Annotated in this window: 15 protein-coding genes; 6 read left to right on the top strand and 9 right to left on the bottom strand. The window is 72.2% G+C overall.

The window, feature by feature from the left end:
- Positions 1 to 8 precede the first annotated feature (8 nt).
- A complete protein-coding gene (locus ACFQW8_RS13180) occupies positions 9 to 386 on the bottom strand; it encodes a DUF3499 domain-containing protein (RefSeq protein WP_380088041.1) in 378 nt (125 codons plus the stop codon).
- A 123-nt stretch (positions 387 to 509) separates the two neighbouring features.
- Between ACFQW8_RS13180 and ACFQW8_RS13175 the strand changes: the two genes are divergently transcribed.
- Entirely contained in the window at positions 510 to 872 is a 363-nt protein-coding gene (locus ACFQW8_RS13175) for a metallopeptidase family protein (protein ID WP_380088039.1), read from the top strand.
- A 21-nt stretch (positions 873 to 893) separates the two neighbouring features.
- Here ACFQW8_RS13175 and ACFQW8_RS13170 read toward each other — a convergent pair whose 3' ends face one another.
- The 3 genes from ACFQW8_RS13170 to ACFQW8_RS13160 are packed head-to-tail and all read right to left on the bottom strand — an operon-like array spanning position 894 to position 5690.
- Positions 894 to 2354 (bottom strand): DUF5719 family protein, encoded by a 1461-nt coding sequence (locus tag ACFQW8_RS13170; protein ID WP_380088038.1) that lies wholly within the window; start codon positions 2352 to 2354, stop codon positions 894 to 896.
- A complete protein-coding gene (locus ACFQW8_RS13165) occupies positions 2351 to 5386 on the bottom strand; it encodes a glycosyltransferase (protein ID WP_380088036.1) in 3036 nt (1011 codons plus the stop codon). The genes ACFQW8_RS13170 and ACFQW8_RS13165 overlap by 4 nt, the downstream gene beginning before the upstream one ends.
- Before the next feature lie 40 nt (positions 5387 to 5426).
- A complete protein-coding gene (locus tag ACFQW8_RS13160) occupies positions 5427 to 5690 on the bottom strand; it encodes a WhiB family transcriptional regulator (RefSeq protein WP_380088034.1) in 264 nt (87 codons plus the stop codon).
- A gap of 203 nt (positions 5691 to 5893) precedes the next feature.
- Here ACFQW8_RS13160 and cofD point away from each other — a divergent pair, with 203 nt between their 5' ends.
- From cofD to ACFQW8_RS13140, 4 genes are all read left to right on the top strand, one after another.
- Positions 5894 to 6862: a 2-phospho-L-lactate transferase gene (gene cofD / locus ACFQW8_RS13155; RefSeq protein ID WP_380088032.1), complete on the top strand. Its 969-nt coding sequence runs from the start codon at positions 5894 to 5896 to the stop codon at positions 6860 to 6862.
- Positions 6863 to 6866: 4 nt separating this feature from the next.
- Positions 6867 to 7991 (top strand): coenzyme F420-0:L-glutamate ligase, encoded by a 1125-nt coding sequence (locus tag ACFQW8_RS13150; RefSeq protein WP_380088029.1) that lies wholly within the window; start codon positions 6867 to 6869, stop codon positions 7989 to 7991.
- 59 nt (positions 7992 to 8050) lie between these two features.
- Complete coding sequence (locus ACFQW8_RS13145; protein WP_380088027.1) at positions 8051 to 8683, top strand: hypothetical protein; 633 nt, start codon at positions 8051 to 8053, stop codon at positions 8681 to 8683.
- 75 nt (positions 8684 to 8758) lie between these two features.
- Positions 8759 to 10342: a vWA domain-containing protein gene (locus ACFQW8_RS13140; RefSeq protein ID WP_380088026.1), complete on the top strand. Its 1584-nt coding sequence runs from the start codon at positions 8759 to 8761 to the stop codon at positions 10340 to 10342.
- Positions 10343 to 10496: 154 nt separating this feature from the next.
- Here the strand turns inward: ACFQW8_RS13140 and ACFQW8_RS13135 are convergent, their stop codons facing one another.
- The 5 genes from ACFQW8_RS13135 to ACFQW8_RS13115 are packed head-to-tail and all read right to left on the bottom strand — an operon-like array spanning position 10497 to position 16222.
- Entirely contained in the window at positions 10497 to 11429 is a 933-nt protein-coding gene (locus tag ACFQW8_RS13135) for a DNA-3-methyladenine glycosylase family protein (RefSeq protein WP_380088024.1), read from the bottom strand.
- The gene (locus ACFQW8_RS13130; RefSeq protein WP_380088023.1) at positions 11426 to 12253 is read right to left on the bottom strand and encodes a class I SAM-dependent methyltransferase; all 828 of its coding nucleotides are present in this window, start codon (positions 12251 to 12253) and stop codon (positions 11426 to 11428) included. Before ACFQW8_RS13130 ends, ACFQW8_RS13135 begins: the two co-directional genes overlap by 4 nt.
- Positions 12250 to 13182: a lysylphosphatidylglycerol synthase domain-containing protein gene (locus ACFQW8_RS13125; protein ID WP_380088021.1), complete on the bottom strand. Its 933-nt coding sequence runs from the start codon at positions 13180 to 13182 to the stop codon at positions 12250 to 12252. The genes ACFQW8_RS13130 and ACFQW8_RS13125 overlap by 4 nt, the downstream gene beginning before the upstream one ends.
- A gap of 12 nt (positions 13183 to 13194) precedes the next feature.
- The gene (locus tag ACFQW8_RS13120) at positions 13195 to 15126 is read right to left on the bottom strand and encodes a glycosyltransferase family 4 protein (RefSeq protein WP_380088019.1); all 1932 of its coding nucleotides are present in this window, start codon (positions 15124 to 15126) and stop codon (positions 13195 to 13197) included.
- The gene (locus ACFQW8_RS13115) at positions 15119 to 16222 is read right to left on the bottom strand and encodes a glycosyltransferase family 2 protein (protein ID WP_380088018.1); all 1104 of its coding nucleotides are present in this window, start codon (positions 16220 to 16222) and stop codon (positions 15119 to 15121) included. The genes ACFQW8_RS13120 and ACFQW8_RS13115 overlap by 8 nt, the downstream gene beginning before the upstream one ends.
- A 134-nt stretch (positions 16223 to 16356) precedes the next feature.
- Here ACFQW8_RS13115 and ACFQW8_RS13110 point away from each other — a divergent pair, with 134 nt between their 5' ends.
- Complete coding sequence (locus ACFQW8_RS13110) at positions 16357 to 16992, top strand: trimeric intracellular cation channel family protein (RefSeq protein ID WP_380088016.1); 636 nt, start codon at positions 16357 to 16359, stop codon at positions 16990 to 16992.
- Positions 16993 to 17245 lie beyond the last annotated feature (253 nt).

Raw genomic sequence — 17245 nt, 5'->3', positions numbered from 1 at the left:
GGTGTGCGTCAGTCCTCGCCGCTGCCGGGGAGCATGCGGAGGTGGCCGCGGCGGTGCTCACCGGCGACGGGTGCAGGCATCGCGCTGACCACGGCTCGCGCCACGGTGGGCTGCGGCGCCGCGTGCTCGCGGACGGCCTCGACCACGGCGACGAGGTCGTCGATCTCGGGTGCCGGGGTGTAGCCGTCGGTGTCGAGGCGCACGACCTCCCAGCCCTGGGGGACGGTGAGTCGGGTGGCGTGATCGGCGCACAGGTCGTAGCTGTGGGGCTCGGCATAGGTGGCCAGCGGCCCCAGGACGACGGCCCGGTCGGCATACGCGTAGGTCAGGGTGGCCACTGCGTGCCGGGAGCACGCGGTCTTGGTGCACTTCCTCGACGCGTTCACGCCATGGACTCTAGGTCACCGCTCCGAGCGCCGTGAGGTGGCGCGCCGTAGTCTCCCCATGTGGCCCCCAACGACCCCCGCACCCCGGCTCGCGCCCCCCGCCGCGACCGACGAGGCCGAGGCGTGCGCGGTCCTCTGGCCTGGCCCGCGGTGCCTGCGATGCGCACCCGGCGAGAGACCTTCGACGACGTCGTCATCGACGTCGCGGAGCGGGCCCGGGCCTATCTCGGGACGCGCCACGCTGATGTCGAGTTCGCCGTCGAGGAGGTGCCGCCGGTCGACCCCGCGCCGTGGGAGGAGCAGGCTGCTGCGGTCGGGCGGCTCCTGCCGGTCGGCGGAACGGCGGGGCACCGGATCGTGGTCTATCGGCGCCCGGTCGAGACCCGCGCCCGCGACGTCGGCGAGGTGGCCGCCATCGTGCGCGAGGTCGTCGCCGAGCAGGTTGCGGCGCTGCTCAACGTCCCGCCGTCCGAGATCGAGCTCTGAGGCTTCGGGCCGACCAGGCCCTCAGGACACCGGATGTGCGCGGCCCACTGTCGACGTGACGGGGCTCTCGACGAGCGGAGCCACCGACACCAGGCGCGCAGCATTGGTGCCGGTCAACGAGCCGACACCGGCCCGCACCTCGCCGGTGCCCGACACCCGACGGACCCAGACCGCCTCGGGATCCCTGAGGATGACGAGCTTCGACGTGTCCTGGGTGAGGTCGTGGGTCGTGGTCGACCACACACCGCCCACGCGGGACGTCACGGACACCGCCGCCGGGCCACCGCTGGCCGCGATGTTGACGATGCGGGTGAGTCGCTCCGGGCGTGAGGGATAGACGGCGCCGAGCAGGCCCGCGGCGGGGGTCGTCGAGGGAGCCCAGATGAAGTCTCCCGCGGATGTCCCCACCCGCCAGGAGGCGAACAACGACGCGACGATGGGCACATCCGCCGTGACCTCGATCGTGTAGGTGCCCTGGGCCAGCCCGGTGAGCGCGAGCTCTCCGGTGCTCCGCCCGGGCACGCGGATCACTCCACCGCCCGGCACGGGCACGGGCCCGTCCGCACCGATGACGCGGGCGCTTACGACGGCCTGCTGGCGGTCAGGGACGGCGATGCGGATGGAGCCGCCGGAGCGCAGGATGGCGGCCGGGATCACCAGCCGCTTCGACGGGGCGGCCGTCGGCACGGTGGTCTCAGCGCCCACCGGCACCGACCCGTCGAGCCAGATGTCGCTCATGACGGCCCGCACCGTGCCCCCGTTGGCGCGCACGCGCAGGGCCGGTGACTCCTCGGCGCCACTGATGGCGTCGACGAGCAGGGTGACGCGACCGCGTGCCGGCACGACCGTGGTGCCCGTGGGCGACGGGACGAGACCCTTGCGACCGAGCACCTGCAGGTCCACCGTGACCTCGTTGGCGCCGGGGTTGCTGAGGACCAGCCGCTCCTGGCGCCCGGCCGCTCCCCCGCCGGCGACGAGCCAGAGGTCGGACCCCGGCCCGGCACACGGCACCGTGGCCAGCCCGTTGATCTCGTCGCGGCCGACGACCCATTCCTGGGTGGCTGCCAGCCCGGGCGCCATCGCACCCGTGGCGAGCACGTCGCTGGGGGCGGCCTGACGACTCTCACTGCTGCTTGTCACACCACGTTCGGTGATCGGCGCGCTGACGTCCTGACCACTCCGGAACGTCAGCGTGCCCTGACCGGAGACCGTCAACGGCGCGAGGACGGAGTCCGGTGCGGTCCCGGCGGCCACCCTGGCCGGCACCTCGATGTCCTCGACGCCGGAGATCCCGCTGAGCTCGGGACCGGGGCACGACAGCGCCGCCGAGGCCACCAGCTCGAGCGTGGATGCCGTGCCCTGGCGGTCGGCGGACGGGACGGCGCGGGAGGGTGGCGTCACGACCGCCAGCGTCACGAGACTGCCTGCGGCCACCGCGGTGAGGGCGAGCCGCGCGGGTCCGACCCAGCGTGAGCGCCTCATCGTCGCCTCCTCGAGGCCCGGGTGCCGAAGGGGATGGCGAGGAAGCCGACGACGAGGACCGCGAGGCCCTGCAGCAGTCGCCACCACCCGTGTTCGGCCCTCACGTCGATGGTGAGCTCGTGAGTGCCCGTGGGCAAGGCGTAGGTCGGCCGGTCAGCGCCCGGGGTGGCGACCAGCTGTCGGCCGCCGATCTCGACGGTCGCGTGGCGGGCCCACTGCGCGGGTTCGGCGACGGTGAGCAGGTCGCCCTGTCGAGCGGTGACTGTCGTCTCAGTGGCGCCGTGCTCGCCCGTCGTCGCCACCGGCGTGGGGTCACCGCCGGTGACGATCGACAGTCGGGTCGGCGCGACGGCTCGGTTGGTGGCGTTGCCGAGAGCAGCGATCCGCCACACGTCGAAGCCGTCACGGCTGGCGAGGCGGGAGAGCCCTTGGGCCGAGTCGAGCCGCCGCGAGACGTCGTCTCCAGCACCCTGGGCGACGGCCAGGAAGCCGACGGCCTGCTCCGCCAGGCGCGGGCCCGCGTCGGCGCGGGTGCCGTCGAGGAGGCGACTGACGTCGCTGGCGATGACGGCGTCACCGGCCACGCTCTGCGGGAGGGATCGGGCCAGCGAGCCGGTCTCACGACCGACGATCCGGTATGCCGCACCGCTGGGTCCCGGGGTGACGAAGACCGTGCGGTTGGCCAGCTCGCCGGCGGCCTGTTCGACGGCCACCGCCGGCCGGGGGTCGGACCACGTGCGCAGGGTGTCGCCGAAGCCGAACCAGCCGAGGGCGCCGGCGCCCGTCAGGGCGAGAAGCCCGAGGGCCCCGACGGCGACGCCACGGCCTCGGCGACGGAGCACGTCGACGCCGAGCACCGCCGACGCGAGGAGCGCCAGGGTCAGCGGCAGCATGAACGTGCCGGCCCACGGGGTGACGACGCCGACCGCACCGGTGTCCACCGTGGACTGCCTCGTGAGGTCGAGGTGCGGTGACGCGAGCACCGCAGCGAGCGAGGCCAGCCCGACGAGGGCGGCCGCCGTGGCCGTCGACCGGATCGGCCTCGGGGTCAGCAGCCCGACGAGGCCCGCAGCGATGACGAGGCCGCCGACCCACACCGGCAGGCTGCCCGCCCCGCCGGGATGCAGGAGGGCGAGGTGGAGGGCGCCCGAGCCGGAGGCCCCCCACTGGCTGAGGCCGGGCCCGGTCGCGGCGAGCGCCCAGTCGACGGCCACATCAGCCAGCCAGGGCCCGAGCAGGAGGGGCGCGACCACGGCCGGCACGAGAGCGAGGCGGCGTGAGACCGACGTGCCGGCGACGGCGACCCCCAGGCACACGATCACGACGAGGAGGAGCAGCGGTGGGGCGAACGCGCCCAGCACGGCCGCTCCCAGAGTCGTGGCGAAGGCCCCAGTGGCCGTCGCGGCGGGACGGGCCAGCAGGACGACACCGGCGAGGACCGCTGGGAGCAGGACGAGGGCGACGAGCGCACCGAGCCGGCCCTGGGCGACGGCCGCGCCGGCGGCTCCGGTCGTGGCCCAGGCCAGGCCGGCGGCGGCGCGCACGACCCTCGACGTGGTGAGCACCCGCGCCGACGCATAGGCCGAGAGGGCAGCCAGGGGAAGGGCGAGGACGAGGAGGCCGCCGACGACGGCGCCTGCCGGGGAGGCGAGGTCGCCACTGCCGGGCAGGTGCTCGACGATCCACGTGGGGATCGCCAGCAGGGCCAGGGACGGGCTGGCGGGGCCGTCGCCGCCGAGCCCCGTGCCGTGCCAACCGTCGAAGGCGGCGTGCCACAGGCTGCTCGACGTGGCCCTGGTCGTGATCAGCTCGCCGCCCGTGACACCGGACCCGAAGCGGTTGAGCAGCCCCCCACCGATCTCGCGCCCCGCGGCTGCGACGACTGCGATGGTGGCGAGAACCGTGAGGACCCCGGGATGCAGGATCCCTTGGGAGACCAGTGACCGCTCCTGCGCCTCGGTGGTGTCCTCACCGGGCAGGCGCGGTGGGGCGACGAGCGCCTCGTGGGCTCGATCGAGAGCGGACCGCACGACGTCGGAGCCGGGGACGAAGAGCGTGGCGATGTCGCCGGGACGGACCTGCCGACGGCCACGGGTTCGCAGGCGGCCGAGGAGGCCACGGACCGGGTCGAGGCCACCGAGATCGCCGAAGGCCTCGGCAGCGGCCCTGGGACGTTTGAGCAGGAGCAGGCCGATGGCGGCGGCGAGGGCGCTGACCAGGATCCACAGCGCGACGAAGGGTGCGGCCCACCACGAGGACCGCGCCAGGGCCACCCGCCGAGCAGCCCGGCGCCGCGCGCCCGTGGTGGCGGTCGCCAACCCCACCGACGCCACGGACCGCATCCGGGCGTCGGGGGCGACGACCACGCGACGTCCGGCGAGCTGCGCCCGCCAGCCCAGGTCGAGGTCTCCCCCGAGGTCACCGAACGAGGACTCCCACCCACCGAGCTCGCGGAGCAGCGCGGCCGTGGCAAGCATGCCGGCGAGCGGGATGGCGAGGACGTCGCGGCGCAGGTCGTACTGCCCCTGGTCCGGCTCACCCAGGGGCGGGTCCTCGACGACCCGGCCGCTGCGGGTGGTGTTGATCCCGACGGAGCGCAGGGTGTGGGGGTCGGCGGCGGCGACGTGCTTCGGGCCGACGAGCCCCACGGACGGGCTCCGTCGGTGGGCGGCCAGCAGCCGCGCCAGGGTCCTCGGCTCCGGGATGGAGCCGACCGGGAGCAGCCAGACGAGGTCGTCGTCGTCGAGGTCGGCGGACGGGACCCAGTGCGTGACCGCCGCGCGATCCGGCATACCCGGATCGAGACGAACGTGCGAGATGGCGAACGAGTGCGACTGCGCCGCGGCGACCACGTCGGCGACGTCCGTGGCCGAACCTGAGGTGGTCGTGTCGAGGACGACGACCCGGTCCGGGCGGGTCGAGGACGCGGCGACAGCGTCGAGGAGGGCCCGCAGGCCGGCGACGCCGCCCGAGGTGAGGACGACCGCGTGGACCACCGCCCCGGTGGCCGGGGTGGAGGCAGGGGGCAGCACGGCGGCAGTCGTCAGGGTCATCGGGTGGGCGCGCGCCCGGTCAGACTGCGCGCTTCTTCAGCTTGCGACGCTCACGCTCGGACAGCCCGCCCCAGATGCCGAAGCGCTCGTCGTTGGCCAGTGCGTACTCGAGGCACTCGGACCGGACGTCACACCCGACGCAGACCTTCTTGGCCTCGCGAGTGGATCCGCCCTTCTCCGGGAAGAACGCCTCCGGGTCCGTCTGTGCGCACAGACTGCGCTCCTGCCAGGAGAGCTGTGTCTCCTCTTCGACCATGGCGTCGATCAACATCAACTCGTGCATCGCTGCCTCCTCGACCCTTCCGCGACCCAACTGCGTGTTCCGACCCCTTCCCTCGAGCTGAGGGAACGCTTGTGCTGGAACACAATGATGAAATTACACGCGTGTCATCCCCATCCGTCAAGCGGAGATCTGCTATCGGGGCAACTTTCTTTGGGAAGACCGGCGTGTCGGCGTGACTCGCGGGGTGAGCCAGAATGTCCCCCATGCGAATCACAGCCCTCGCGGGCGGCGTCGGCGGAGCCCGGTTCCTCAGGGGCCTGCGAGCCCAGCTCGACCTCGTGGCACCGGAATCCGAGCTCACCGTCATCGCCAACACCGGCGACGACATCAGCCTCTTCGGGCTCAGGGTGTGCCCGGACATCGACACGTTGCTCTACACCCTCGGCGGCGGGGTCGACGAGGGTCAGGGCTGGGGTCGGGCCGACGAGTCGACCCGGGTGCAGGGTGAGCTGGCGGCCTACGGTGCGGTGCCGCAGTGGTTCACGCTGGGTGATCTTGATCTCGGAACCCACATCGTGCGCTCGCAGTGGCTGGCCCAGGGGCAGACGGCGTCGGCCGTGACGGCGCGGCTGGCGCAGCGGTGGGGACTGCCCGAGCAGCGCATCCGGCTGCTGCCGATGACGGACACGCCCGTCGAGACCCACGTCGTGCTCGACGAGGGCGAGACGCAGCGAGCCGTGCACTTCCAGGAGTGGTGGGTGCGCCTGCGGGCCGAGGTGCCCGCGTCGCGCTTCGTCGTCGCCGGCCTGGACCGGGCGGCGGCCGCTCCCGGCGTCCTCGACGCTCTGCGTGACGCCGACGTCATCGTGCTGCCACCGTCGAACCCGGTCGTGTCGATCGGCATCATCCTCGGCGTGCCCGGTGTGCGCGACGCACTGCGAGGCTCGACGGCCCCGGTCGTGGGTGTGTCGCCGCTCATCTCCGGGCGACCGGTGCGGGGGCACGCCGACGCCTGCCTGTCGGCGATCGGCGTGGAGTCGACGTCCGCCGCCGTGGCCGGGCTGTATGCCGACTTCCTCGACGGCTGGCTCGTCGACCCGGCGGACGCGTCGGTGAGGGTGCGCGGCGTCCAGACGGCGGTCCACGACGGCCCCCTGCTCATGACCGACGTGCCGGCCACCGCGCGCATCGCCGAGAGCCTCCTCGCGCTCGCTGAGCGAGTCCGCACGTGACCCGATGACCCGGCCGCTCACGATCGTCCCTGTCCTCGGCATGCCCGAGGTGCACGAGGGTGACGACGTCGCCGGTCTGGTGCTCGCCGCCCTCGGTGAGACCTCGCTCGCTCCCGGCGACGTCGTCGTCGTGTCGAGCAAGGTCGTCTCGAAGGCGTTGGGGCTCACCGGCGTCGGGTCCGACAAGTCCGTGCTCGTGCAGGGCGAGTCCGTCCGCGTCGTGGCGGAGCGGACCTCCGGCGATCGCATCACCCGTGTCGTCGAGGCCCTTGCCGGACCCGTCATGGCGGCTGCGGGGATCGACGGGTCCAACACCGGCCCGTCCGGTTCTCTCCTTCTCCTGCCCCACGACCCCGACGCGTGTGCGCGTGCGTTGCGCGCGGCCCTCCTCTCCCTCTCCGGTATGCCGCCCAGCGCACCTCTCGCCGTCGTCCTCAGCGACACGGCTGGTCGTCCCTGGCGGGCCGGGCTCACGGACTTCGCCCTCGGTGCGGCCGGGCTGCGCGTGCTCCTCGACCACCGCGGTGAGACGGACGCGGACGGGCGGGTGATGTCCGTGACCGCGCGGGCCGTGGCCGACGAGATCGCTGCCGCGGCCGACCTCGTCAAGGGCAAGGCCGACGGCGTGGCCGCCGCCCTCGTCCGCGGACTTCCCGAGTCGTGGTTCGAGGACGGCTCGGAGCATGAGCTCGCCTCTGGCGCACGGCAGCTCGTGCGCACCGGCACCGGCGACTGGTTCGCGCTCGGCCACGTGGAGGCGCTCCGTCAGGCGCTGGGGGTCGCCCCGGGCTCCCCCGAGTCCGAGGCCGTGGGGATCCGCTCGGTCGCACCCGAGGCCTTCGCCGCGCGGGTGGCACGCGTCGTGGCGCTGACGCTCTTCGCCGACGAGGACGCGAGCGCCGACCTCGAGGTTGCCACGACGGGAGGTGACCCCGCGAGCGACACCGAGGGCATGGCCACGGTGACCCTGGGAGCAGCCGACGACTACGCCCTCGGACGACTCACCCAGCGACTGGAGATCGCGGCCGCCTCCGAGGACCTGCACGCCGCCCTGACGGGCGAACCCACCGCTGAGCACTCCGTCACGGTCAGCCTCAGCACCTCCGTCTCTCCCTCTCCCATGGCGTGACCCGGGGATCCCACGCAACTGCGTGGCGGTGCGGCGCCGGATGAGCGACGCTCGTAGCCATGGCTCCTGCGTCCGACTCCGCGCCGACCTGGGTCCTGCTCGAGGGCACCAGCGACGTCGCCGCCGTGCGCTCCCTCCGTGCTGCACGAGGTGTCCAGCCGGACGACGAGCCCTGTCGGCTCGTGGACATGGGCGGCGCGACCAACGTCCGGCGCCACCTCGCCGCCGCCGCCGAGAGCGACCCGCTGCCGAGGGTTCTCGGCCTGTGTGACGAGCAGGAGGCGCCGTACTTCGTGCGGGCGCTCACGGCATACAGGACGGTCGTCCGGGTCCCGTCCGGTCCCGGGCCGACGGCCCAGCCGTCGGTGGCGACGTTGCCGGACTTCGGGTTCCAGGTGTGCCGACGCGATCTCGAGGACGAGCTGATGCGCGCCCTCGGCGTGGACGGGACCCTGGCGGTGCTCGCGGACCTGGACCTCGACGCGACGTTCGCCGCGTTCACCCGGCAGCTGGCCTGGCAGGGCAGGCCCATCATGGACCAACTACGGCGCTTCGTCGGCACTACCTCCGGACGCAAGGAGCTGCTCGCGGGGGCCATGGCGGCGGCACTCGCCGAGGATGACTGCCCTCCCCCGCTCACGGCCCTCCTCGACTCGATGGAGAGGGTGTCGGTGCGAGGGCAGACGACCTAGCAGCCGCGCACTCCCGGAAGTGTTGCGCTTCGGTCACGGACGGAACCTCACGCAGCTCGACACGGTCCAAGCCGCATGAACTCCCTCCCCGCCGCACTGATGGCCGCAGTCGTCGTCCTCGTCTCCGGATGCACTGCCACGAGTGAAGGCGACGCATCCGCGGACGCCAACGAGTACTACGAGAGCTACACACCCCACCAGAACGACTCGGCCAGCGGGAACTCCTCGTCCGCCGTCAGCGGACGGTCGAGTTCGGGTCTGGCACAGCCCTCCCCGGCGGGTCCGCCGGTGCCCGGCCCGCTCGAGGACAACACCTTCGTCGACGCCGGCACCAGTGGGTTCGTGGACCCGCGCGACAAGCCCCGGTCGACCTTTGCCGTCGACGTGGACGGCGGTTCGTTCCGCGTGGCACGCGCGCTGCTCCACGACGGGCACCTGCCTCCGCCCGAGTCGGTGCGGGTCGAGGAGTGGGTGAACTCGTTCGACAGCGGCTTTCCCTCACCTGTGAAGGACGACCTGGAGCTGCGGTCCGACCAGGCGCAGGCCCCGTCGGCGAGCGATGGCACCCGACTGGTCCGGATCGGCCTCCAGGGCCGTGAGGTCGCAGGGAAGGACTGGCGACCCGTGGCCCTGACGATGGTGGTGGACACGTCCGGATCGATGGACATCCGTGAACGCCTCGGCCTGGTGAAGTCCTCGCTCGCACTCCTGGCAGAGAACCTTCGCCCGAGCGACACGATCGCGATCGTGACCTACGAGACCAACGCGACGCCCCTGCTCGAACCCACACCTGTGCGCGACTCCGACAAGATCCTGAGGGCGATCGATCGCCTGCGGGCCGGCGGCAGCACGAATCTCGAGGCCGGACTCCTGCTGGGATATGACCGGGCTCGCGCGGCGTACCAGGAGGGCGCCACCAACGTCGTCCTGCTCGCCTCCGACGGAGTGGCCAACGTCGGTGCGACAGAGGGCGGAAGGCTCGCGTCGGCGATCCGGGACAACGGGCGCCGCGGTATCCACCTGGTCACCGTTGGCTATGGGATGGGCAACTACAACGACCACCTGATGGAGCAGCTCGCCGATCAGGGCGACGGCTTCTACGAGTACGTGGACACCTTCGCGGAGGCGAAGAGGCTCTTCGTCGAGGACCTCCGGGCCACGCTGACGCCAGTCGCGCAGGATGCCAAGATCCAGGTCGAGTTCGACCCCCGGACCGTCTCGACATACCGGCTCATCGGGTACGAGAACCGCGGCCTGGCCGACAAGGCCTTCGATGACATGACCGTCGATGCCGGCGAGGTCGGGGCTGGGCACAGGGTCACCGCTCTCTACGAAGTGCTGCCGACGGCCGGCGCCGAGGAAGGCGATGTGCTGGGGACGGTCCGGGTTCGGTGGCTCTCCGTCGACGATCGCGATCAACGCGAGGACACGCTGGCGCTGAAACTCGAGGACGCGAAGACATCGGCGGGGACTCTCGGAGTTGCTGCGGCCGTCGCCGATCTCGCACAGCTCGTCAAGGGCGGCGACGTGAGCCGCAGCGACGCGACGACCGGCCTCGAGGACCTTCGGCATCGTCTCTCGGCACTCGTCGAGCAGGACGCGCCTGGCGCGCGAGACCTGGACCGCATGCTTGCCGACGTGTCGACGCTCGTGCGCTGAGCTCGCTGACTTGTCCCCGGTGGTGGAAGAGTCCTTTGCCTGACCGGCTTCAGAAGGTGGAGATGGGTATGCCGTCAGCGCGAGCTCGCCTGCAGAGCGTCCGGAACGCGGGAAGTCCACCACGCCAAGGTGACCACCGTTCTGACCGGTCGACTCAGGAGCGGCCGGGCAGGTGGGTCGGCAGGGTGAACCGAGGGCCCCGCCGGGGCCTCATGGCACCGGAGAGCTCGAGCAGGCGCTGCACACGATAGCGATGGCCGGCATAGGGCTCGAGCAGCTCCGCGAGCCCGTCGTCGTCGACCGGCGACCCCGTGAGGGCCCACCCGATGTTCTTGGCGACGTGGTAGTCCCCGAAGCTCACGGCATCGGCGTCACCGAGAGCCCGGTGCGCGACCTCGTTGGCCGTCCATCGGCCCACACCGGGCACCGACTCGAGACGACGTCGGGCCTCGATCGGCGGCATACCCACCACGCCCTCGAGCCGGCCGGCACGAGAGGCGGCCGTCACCACGGGACGGGACCGGGCGCCGTCGACGCCCGCGCGGAGCCACTCCCACGAAGGGATCAGTGCCCAGGTCCTCGGGTCGGGCGGAGCGACGAGGTGCAGTGCCGCACCGACGCCTGGTGCGGGAGTTCCGTTGCGGCGCACCAGAGTCCGGTATGCCGCGAACGCCTCCTTGCCCGTCACCCGCTGTTCGATGATGGTCGGGATGAGTGCCTGCACGACGAGCCCCGATGCGGGCACCCGCCAGCCGTCGAAGCGGCGATATGCCTGCGCGACGACGTCGTGGTGAGGCTCGAAGCCGGAGTCGTCGTCGTGCTCGCCGAGCAGGTGCGGGAGCCGGTCGAGGACCCATTCGGCACCCTCGCCCCAGGCCTCGGCGGCGACCTCACCCAGCCCCGGGTGGTCGACGAGCCGCAGGGTGACCAGCCCGGTGGGCACCCGCCACGCGAACACCCAGGTGCGGCCCCGGTCGGTCCATGACGTCGGGTCCCCACCCCCGCGCCGGAAGGTCGACACCACGGCGCCGAGCTGCAGCGGCCTCGCAGGTCTCACCGTCCGCGTCAGCGGCGCAACCTCGCTCATCCGAGGTGGCGGGGCGCGACTCGCAGCTCGGGACCAGCGGGCACAGCGGGCTCCTTGAACGCGAGCCAGACATAGGTCGGAACGAGCGGAAGGGCTGCGGCCAGGGCCTTCTCGGGCAGCCGACCCACCCACTCGGGCACGACGTCACCGCCGGAGAACGCGGTGGGATCGGCGAGCACCGGAAGGGTGTAGTCCCACACGTCGAACGCCGAGAACATGCGCCGCAGCCCGGCCGGTGTCGAGTACCTCTCGTAGTAATGCTCCCCCTTGCCGGCGAGTCGCAGGTAGCGGTCGGCGGCGCGCTGCGGCAGCCACGACAGGAACGGCAGCCGGTGGTGTGGCTCGATCACCTGCCAGCGGTGTCCGATGCCGAGGTAGAGGACCCCACCCGGCGCCAGCACCCGGTGGATGTCGGCGACGACGGCATCGGGGTCGACGACGTGCTCATAGATGTGGTTGAGGACAGCGACATCGACCGAACCGTCGTCGAAGGGCAGGTCCTCGCCGCGCGCCAGACGGAAGTCGACGCGGTCGCCGAAGCGCTCCCGTGCCTTGGCCAGGCCGGGCTCGTCGATGTCGACGCCGGTGGTCGCTGCGCCCGCGAGGGCGAGCTCGTCGGCGATGAACCCCGCCGAGCAGCCGACGTCGACCGCCCGCAGCCCTGCGAGGGCGCCCCCCTCGTCCGAGGACGAGCGCCCCAGTCCGTGGGCGATGACGGCGATGAGCTTGTCGGCCTTCTGGCGCCGTGCCTGCTCGTCGAGCATCTTGCCCATCTGCTCCGAGTAGGCGAGCTGCTCCTCACGTGGCCTGTCGTTGCCGCTCATGACCGTGATCCTAGGAGGTGGTGCGAACGTGCCCACGACCAGCCGACCGCGGCGACGACGACGTCGGCGACGACCGAGAAGAAGCGTGAGATGACGACGATGGCGAACGCCGCCGGCAGCGGCATGAGCGCCCCGAGCAGCAGCGCGAGCACACCGTCGCGCACGCCGACACCCGCCGGCACGATGATCGAGAACATCCCGATCGCCGAGGCGAGGGCGAAGCCGCAGATCGACGTCACGACGAGGTCGCGCACCGGGGTGTCCGGCGACAGCGAGTGCGCGAGCACGAGCACCGAGAGCCCGGCGCTCAGCCAGGCGAGGACGAACCACAGCGTCGTCAGGGCGATCGCCGGTGCCGTCAGCTCGTGCTCGAGCGGCTCGCGACGCAGGATGCGCAGGGTGTGGGCGATGCCCCGGTTGAGCAGCCGCGGCCAGAGGAGCAGGAGCAGCACCAGGGCGGGCGCGAACCACCACACGGACGGCAGCTCCCCCGAGCGCGCCAGCAGCAACGGCAGGGCGGGCACGCCGACGATGGCGCCGGTGAGCACCGAGAGCAGGATCGAGAGCAACCCGACGATGCCCATGCGTCGGCGGGGCACCCCGAGCCGCGAGCCCAGGTCGGCCTGCGCCACGACACTCCACACCGAGCCGGGGAGGTACTTGCCGAGCTGCCCGACGAAGAAGACGCTCGCCCCAGCGGGCAACGCCAGCCTGGTGCCGAGGTCGGCCAGCAGGACGCGCCAGCCCAGCAGGCTGAAGATGGGCGCGAGCAGCCCGACGACGAAGGCGCCGACGAGCGTCGTCATCGGGACGTCGCGCAAGTGGGCCGACACCTCGCCCCAGTTGCGCCACACCGCGACGACGACGCCCGCGAGCACCAGGACGGCGACCACGATCCGGACGGCGTCGAGCAGGCGCCCCCGCGTCATGAGCTCACGGCGTCACCGGCGCCGGAAGGTGAGCCGCAGGATCCCGTATGCCGGGACCGCACCGGATCGACGCGCCCCCGGTTGCGCTGCGCGCACCTCACGGGCGGAGGCCGACGCGACCCGGATGCGCTCGGTGATGTCGCCGTCGACGTCTCCGACGAGGACGAGACCGAGGTCGTCGGCGCGCGCCACGATCCCGCGGATGTCGGCAGGACTGATGGCCCACTCCGGGTCGTCCTCACCCACGGGCACCGTGATGATCAGGAGGCCACCCGAGCGCAGGGCCCAGGAGGCCTGTCCCACGGCGTGGTCGACGTCGTCGGCGCCACAGCCACCGGGGTGCAGGCGGGCCATGACGTCGAGGCTCGCGGTGTCGACGTCGAGGACCTCGACCGAGGTGCGCCGACCGGTGAGCTCGAGCTCGACCGGCTCGAACCCCAGCGCCCGGGACCAGCGTGAGAACGGGCTGCGGGTGCCCGACTCGTCGACGATGAGCGCGCCCCGGCGCCCGTCGTCCCGGATCCGCAGGATCGCGGCGAGGGCACCGAGCGCCGCCCACGCCGAGACGGCGTCGGAGCAGCGCGGGAGGCCCAGCTGGCGGGCGAGGTGCTGCGCGTCGAGGGCGTCCTCGTCCACGGCGAGCAGGTCGGACGCCCGCACCCACTCGGGGAAGTCGGCGGGACGCAGAGTCAGCTGTCTGCGACGGCGCATCCGGACAGCCGTGACGAGGTCCTTGGCGCGCTGCACCGGGGTGTCCGGCGGAACGACGTCGCGCTCGGCCTCGTCGACCAGCGCCTCGGACTCGGTGCTGGCGAGTGCTTCGATGCCGCCCACGTAGTGCGCCCACGGTCCGCTGAGATCAGGTGGGCGGACCGCGGAACGCAGCCGGGCGGCATACCCACGGTCGGAGAGGCGACGCAACGCCTCGACGAGGGACGCCCGGTCACCGGGCGGCACGAGAAGTCCGTCGACACCGTCGCGGACCTGGCCGCCGAACGTGCCGACGTGCGAGGCGAGGACGGGGAGTCCGTGGAGGCCGGCCAGCAGCACGTTCTGGGACGCGGTGGCGTGGCGGTAGGTCAGGGTCAGGATGTCGTGGCGAGCCAGGAGCGCGGCGATGCGGTCGGCCGGGACGTAGCCGCTGTGCACCTCGACGCGACCGGCCAGCCGCGGGTCGGCGGCGAGCTCCTTGACCCGACGACCGCTGTCGCCCCACATCTCACCCGCGATGGTGAGGGTGAGCTCGGGGACGTCGAGCATGGCGTCGAGGAGCAGATCGACACCCTTGTAGTCGCGCACGATCCCCAGCGCGAGGAGGCGGGTGGGACCGGTGGACTCGACGTGCTTCTCGGGCGGACCGCCGGGCAGGTGAGGCGGGAGGTCGAGCTCACGGACGTGCGCGGCGCCGAGCTCGGTGGCGAGCTTGGCCTGCGAGTCGGAGTGCACGACGACGGAGTCCACCCGCCCGAACAGGGCGCCCATGAGCTGCCGGTCGCCCGGGCGGGTCTCGTGCGGCAGCACGTTGTGGGCGATGACGATGGAGCGCGGACCGAGCCCGCTGCTCGAGGTGCGCCCGGCTCCGGCGGCACGCAGGACGGCCAGGTTGGACGGGACCCCCTGCGGGATGACGTGGACGACGATGATCGCGTCCATGCCCCGCAGCCGCCGCCCGGTGCGCACCCACGTGTCGGGGCGCGCCCACGAGAGCGAGCGGATGGTCCGCGGGAACGGCTCGACGTCGGGCGCCCCTCCGGGGACGGCCTGCTCGCCCGGGTAGAGGAACGAGGGGTAGAGGTGGCTCCACGAGACGAGCGTGACGTCGTGCCCCGCCTCGGCGAGCTCGTGGCAGAGCTCGGTCGTGTGCGAGGCGACGCCACCCTTGTAGGGGTGGGTCGGCCCGACGACTGCGAGGCGGAGGGAGGCCGAGTTGTCCCGGTCAGACACCGTCTCTCGACCTCACGACGAGGTCGGAGAGCAGGGCGAGCGAGGCGATCATCATGCCGCTGACGATGAGCAGGACGGTCGATGCCGGGAAGTAGAACGGGTGTCGCACCATGTCGACGACTCCCTTGCCGAGGCCCAGGAGGATCATCCAGAGGGCCGGCGGCATGAGGACCTTGAGCGGGTCGAAGTACATGACCATGCGCAGGACCTGGAGGATGTAGCGGTAGGCGTCGCCCACGAAGTGGAACTTGCTCACGCCGGCGCGCTTGGCATAAGCCGTCTCGACGTACTTGATGTCGTGCTGGTTGCTGAGGAACGCGATCGTGATCGTCGTGACGCACGAGAACCCCGCCGGAAGCAGCCGCAGGTAGGGCAGCGACACCTCGCGACGGAACGCCCGCAGCCCGCTGTTGAGGTCGGGGATCCTGGTCTTGGTCAGCCACTGCGCGACGTTGCGGATGAACCACTTCGCCGGGACGCGCGCCCACTTGTGGGTGCCCTCCTCCGTGGTGCGCGCGCCGACGACCTGGTCGTAGCTCGCGTCGTCACGCAGGATCCGGACGAGCTCGGGGATGCGCTCGTTCTCGTAGGTCATGTCGGCGTCGGTCCACACGACGATCTCGCCGTGGGCCTGCTGGGTCCCGATGCGGCGCGCCGTGCCCGATCCCCCGTTGCGGCGGAACGGCATGATCCGCAGGTTCGCGAAGTCGCGCGCCGCCTGCTCCAGCACCTCGAGGGTGTTGTCGGTCGACGCGTCGTCGATGCACAGCAGCTCGTAGGTGAACTCGCTGCTGTTCATGGCCGCCGTGATGCGGTCGATCTCCTTGAGGACGTGGGCACCCTCGTTGAAGCAGGGCAGGACGATCGTCACGTAGGGCCGTGGCGTGCCGTCCTCGAGCAGGGCCGAGCGGGTGGCGGGGTCGACAGGCGTCTCGTATGCCGTCCGCTCACCGTGCGGTGCGCTCTCACCGACCTCACCGGGGTCGTCGCTCCCGCCCGCGAGCTCACCCGTGCGCACGGTGATGCGCTCGGTCGGTGGGGCCGTGGGCGCCGGCGGTGTGGTCGCGATGACCTCGGTCTCAGGGTGCTCGTTCATCGCTGCCGAGACTACCGGTCGGTGACGCCTTCTCCGGCGATCGGCGGGGCGCCCGCACGCGGGTGAGGGCGGGGCGAGGGGCGGGTGAGGGCGGGGTGAGCGGCACCGGACCTGCTGCCCACTAGCCTGCTGGCGTGAACTCGCTCGCCATCCCCCTCTGGATCGACGCCGTCGCGGTGGGGTTCGGCGGGCTGGCCGGTGCGTTGGCCGCGCGGCGTCAGGGGTTCGACATCGTCGGCGTGCTCTTCCTCGCCGTCATCGGCGGGCTGGGTGGGGCGCTGCTGCGTGACCTCCTCCTGCAGGTGCCGGTGCGCGCCCTCACGTCGCCGTGGCTGCTGCCGTCGGCGTTCGTCGGGGGCGTGCTCGTCGCGCCGCTGCTCAGGGTGGTCGGGCCGTTGCGGTTCCGCCGGGACGTCGCGTTCACGCTGCTCGACGCGATGTCGCTCGCGATGTACTCGATCCTCGGGACGGATCGCGCGATGACGGTCGGGCTGCCGCCGATCTCGTGCGTCTTCGTCGGCACGATCGCCGGGGTCGGCGGGGCGCTCATCCGCGACGTGCTCATCAACACCACCCCGGAGCACTTCCGGCCCGGGTCGTTCTACGTGCTCGCGGCCATCCCCGGCTGTGTCACCTATTTCGTGCTGCGCTCCCTCGAGCTGCCGGTCCTGGTCTCCGCCCTCGTGTCCATCGGGGTCGTCATCGCCGTGCGCATGTCCTCGTGGTCGCTTGACTGGCAGACCGGCCGGCGCCCGAGGTCCGCGCCCTGACACGGACGAGCACACGGCATACGAGCGTCAGATCGCCTCCAGCACGAAGAAGAGGAAGCAGATGAACGGCTCACTCTCACAACCCGGGGGTCGCAGCTGCGTCGATCCAGCCGGCGCCCCCTGGTTACTTCGGGGGCCCATTCCTTCCGCGTGTTCCCGCGTGAACTAGGCACGGAGGAGATTTCACCGAATCGGGGACGAGCGGCTCATCGGTCGATAGTGTCTCCACACGGTTTGGCCACTTGTCATCCTT

Source organism: Knoellia altitudinis (assembly GCF_042666355.1).
In the GTDB taxonomy this organism is placed as follows: Bacteria; Actinomycetota; Actinomycetes; order Actinomycetales; family Dermatophilaceae; genus Knoellia; species Knoellia altitudinis.
The sequence above is the reverse complement of the archived record's forward strand: the minus strand, read 5'-3'. Positions and strand labels throughout refer to the sequence as shown.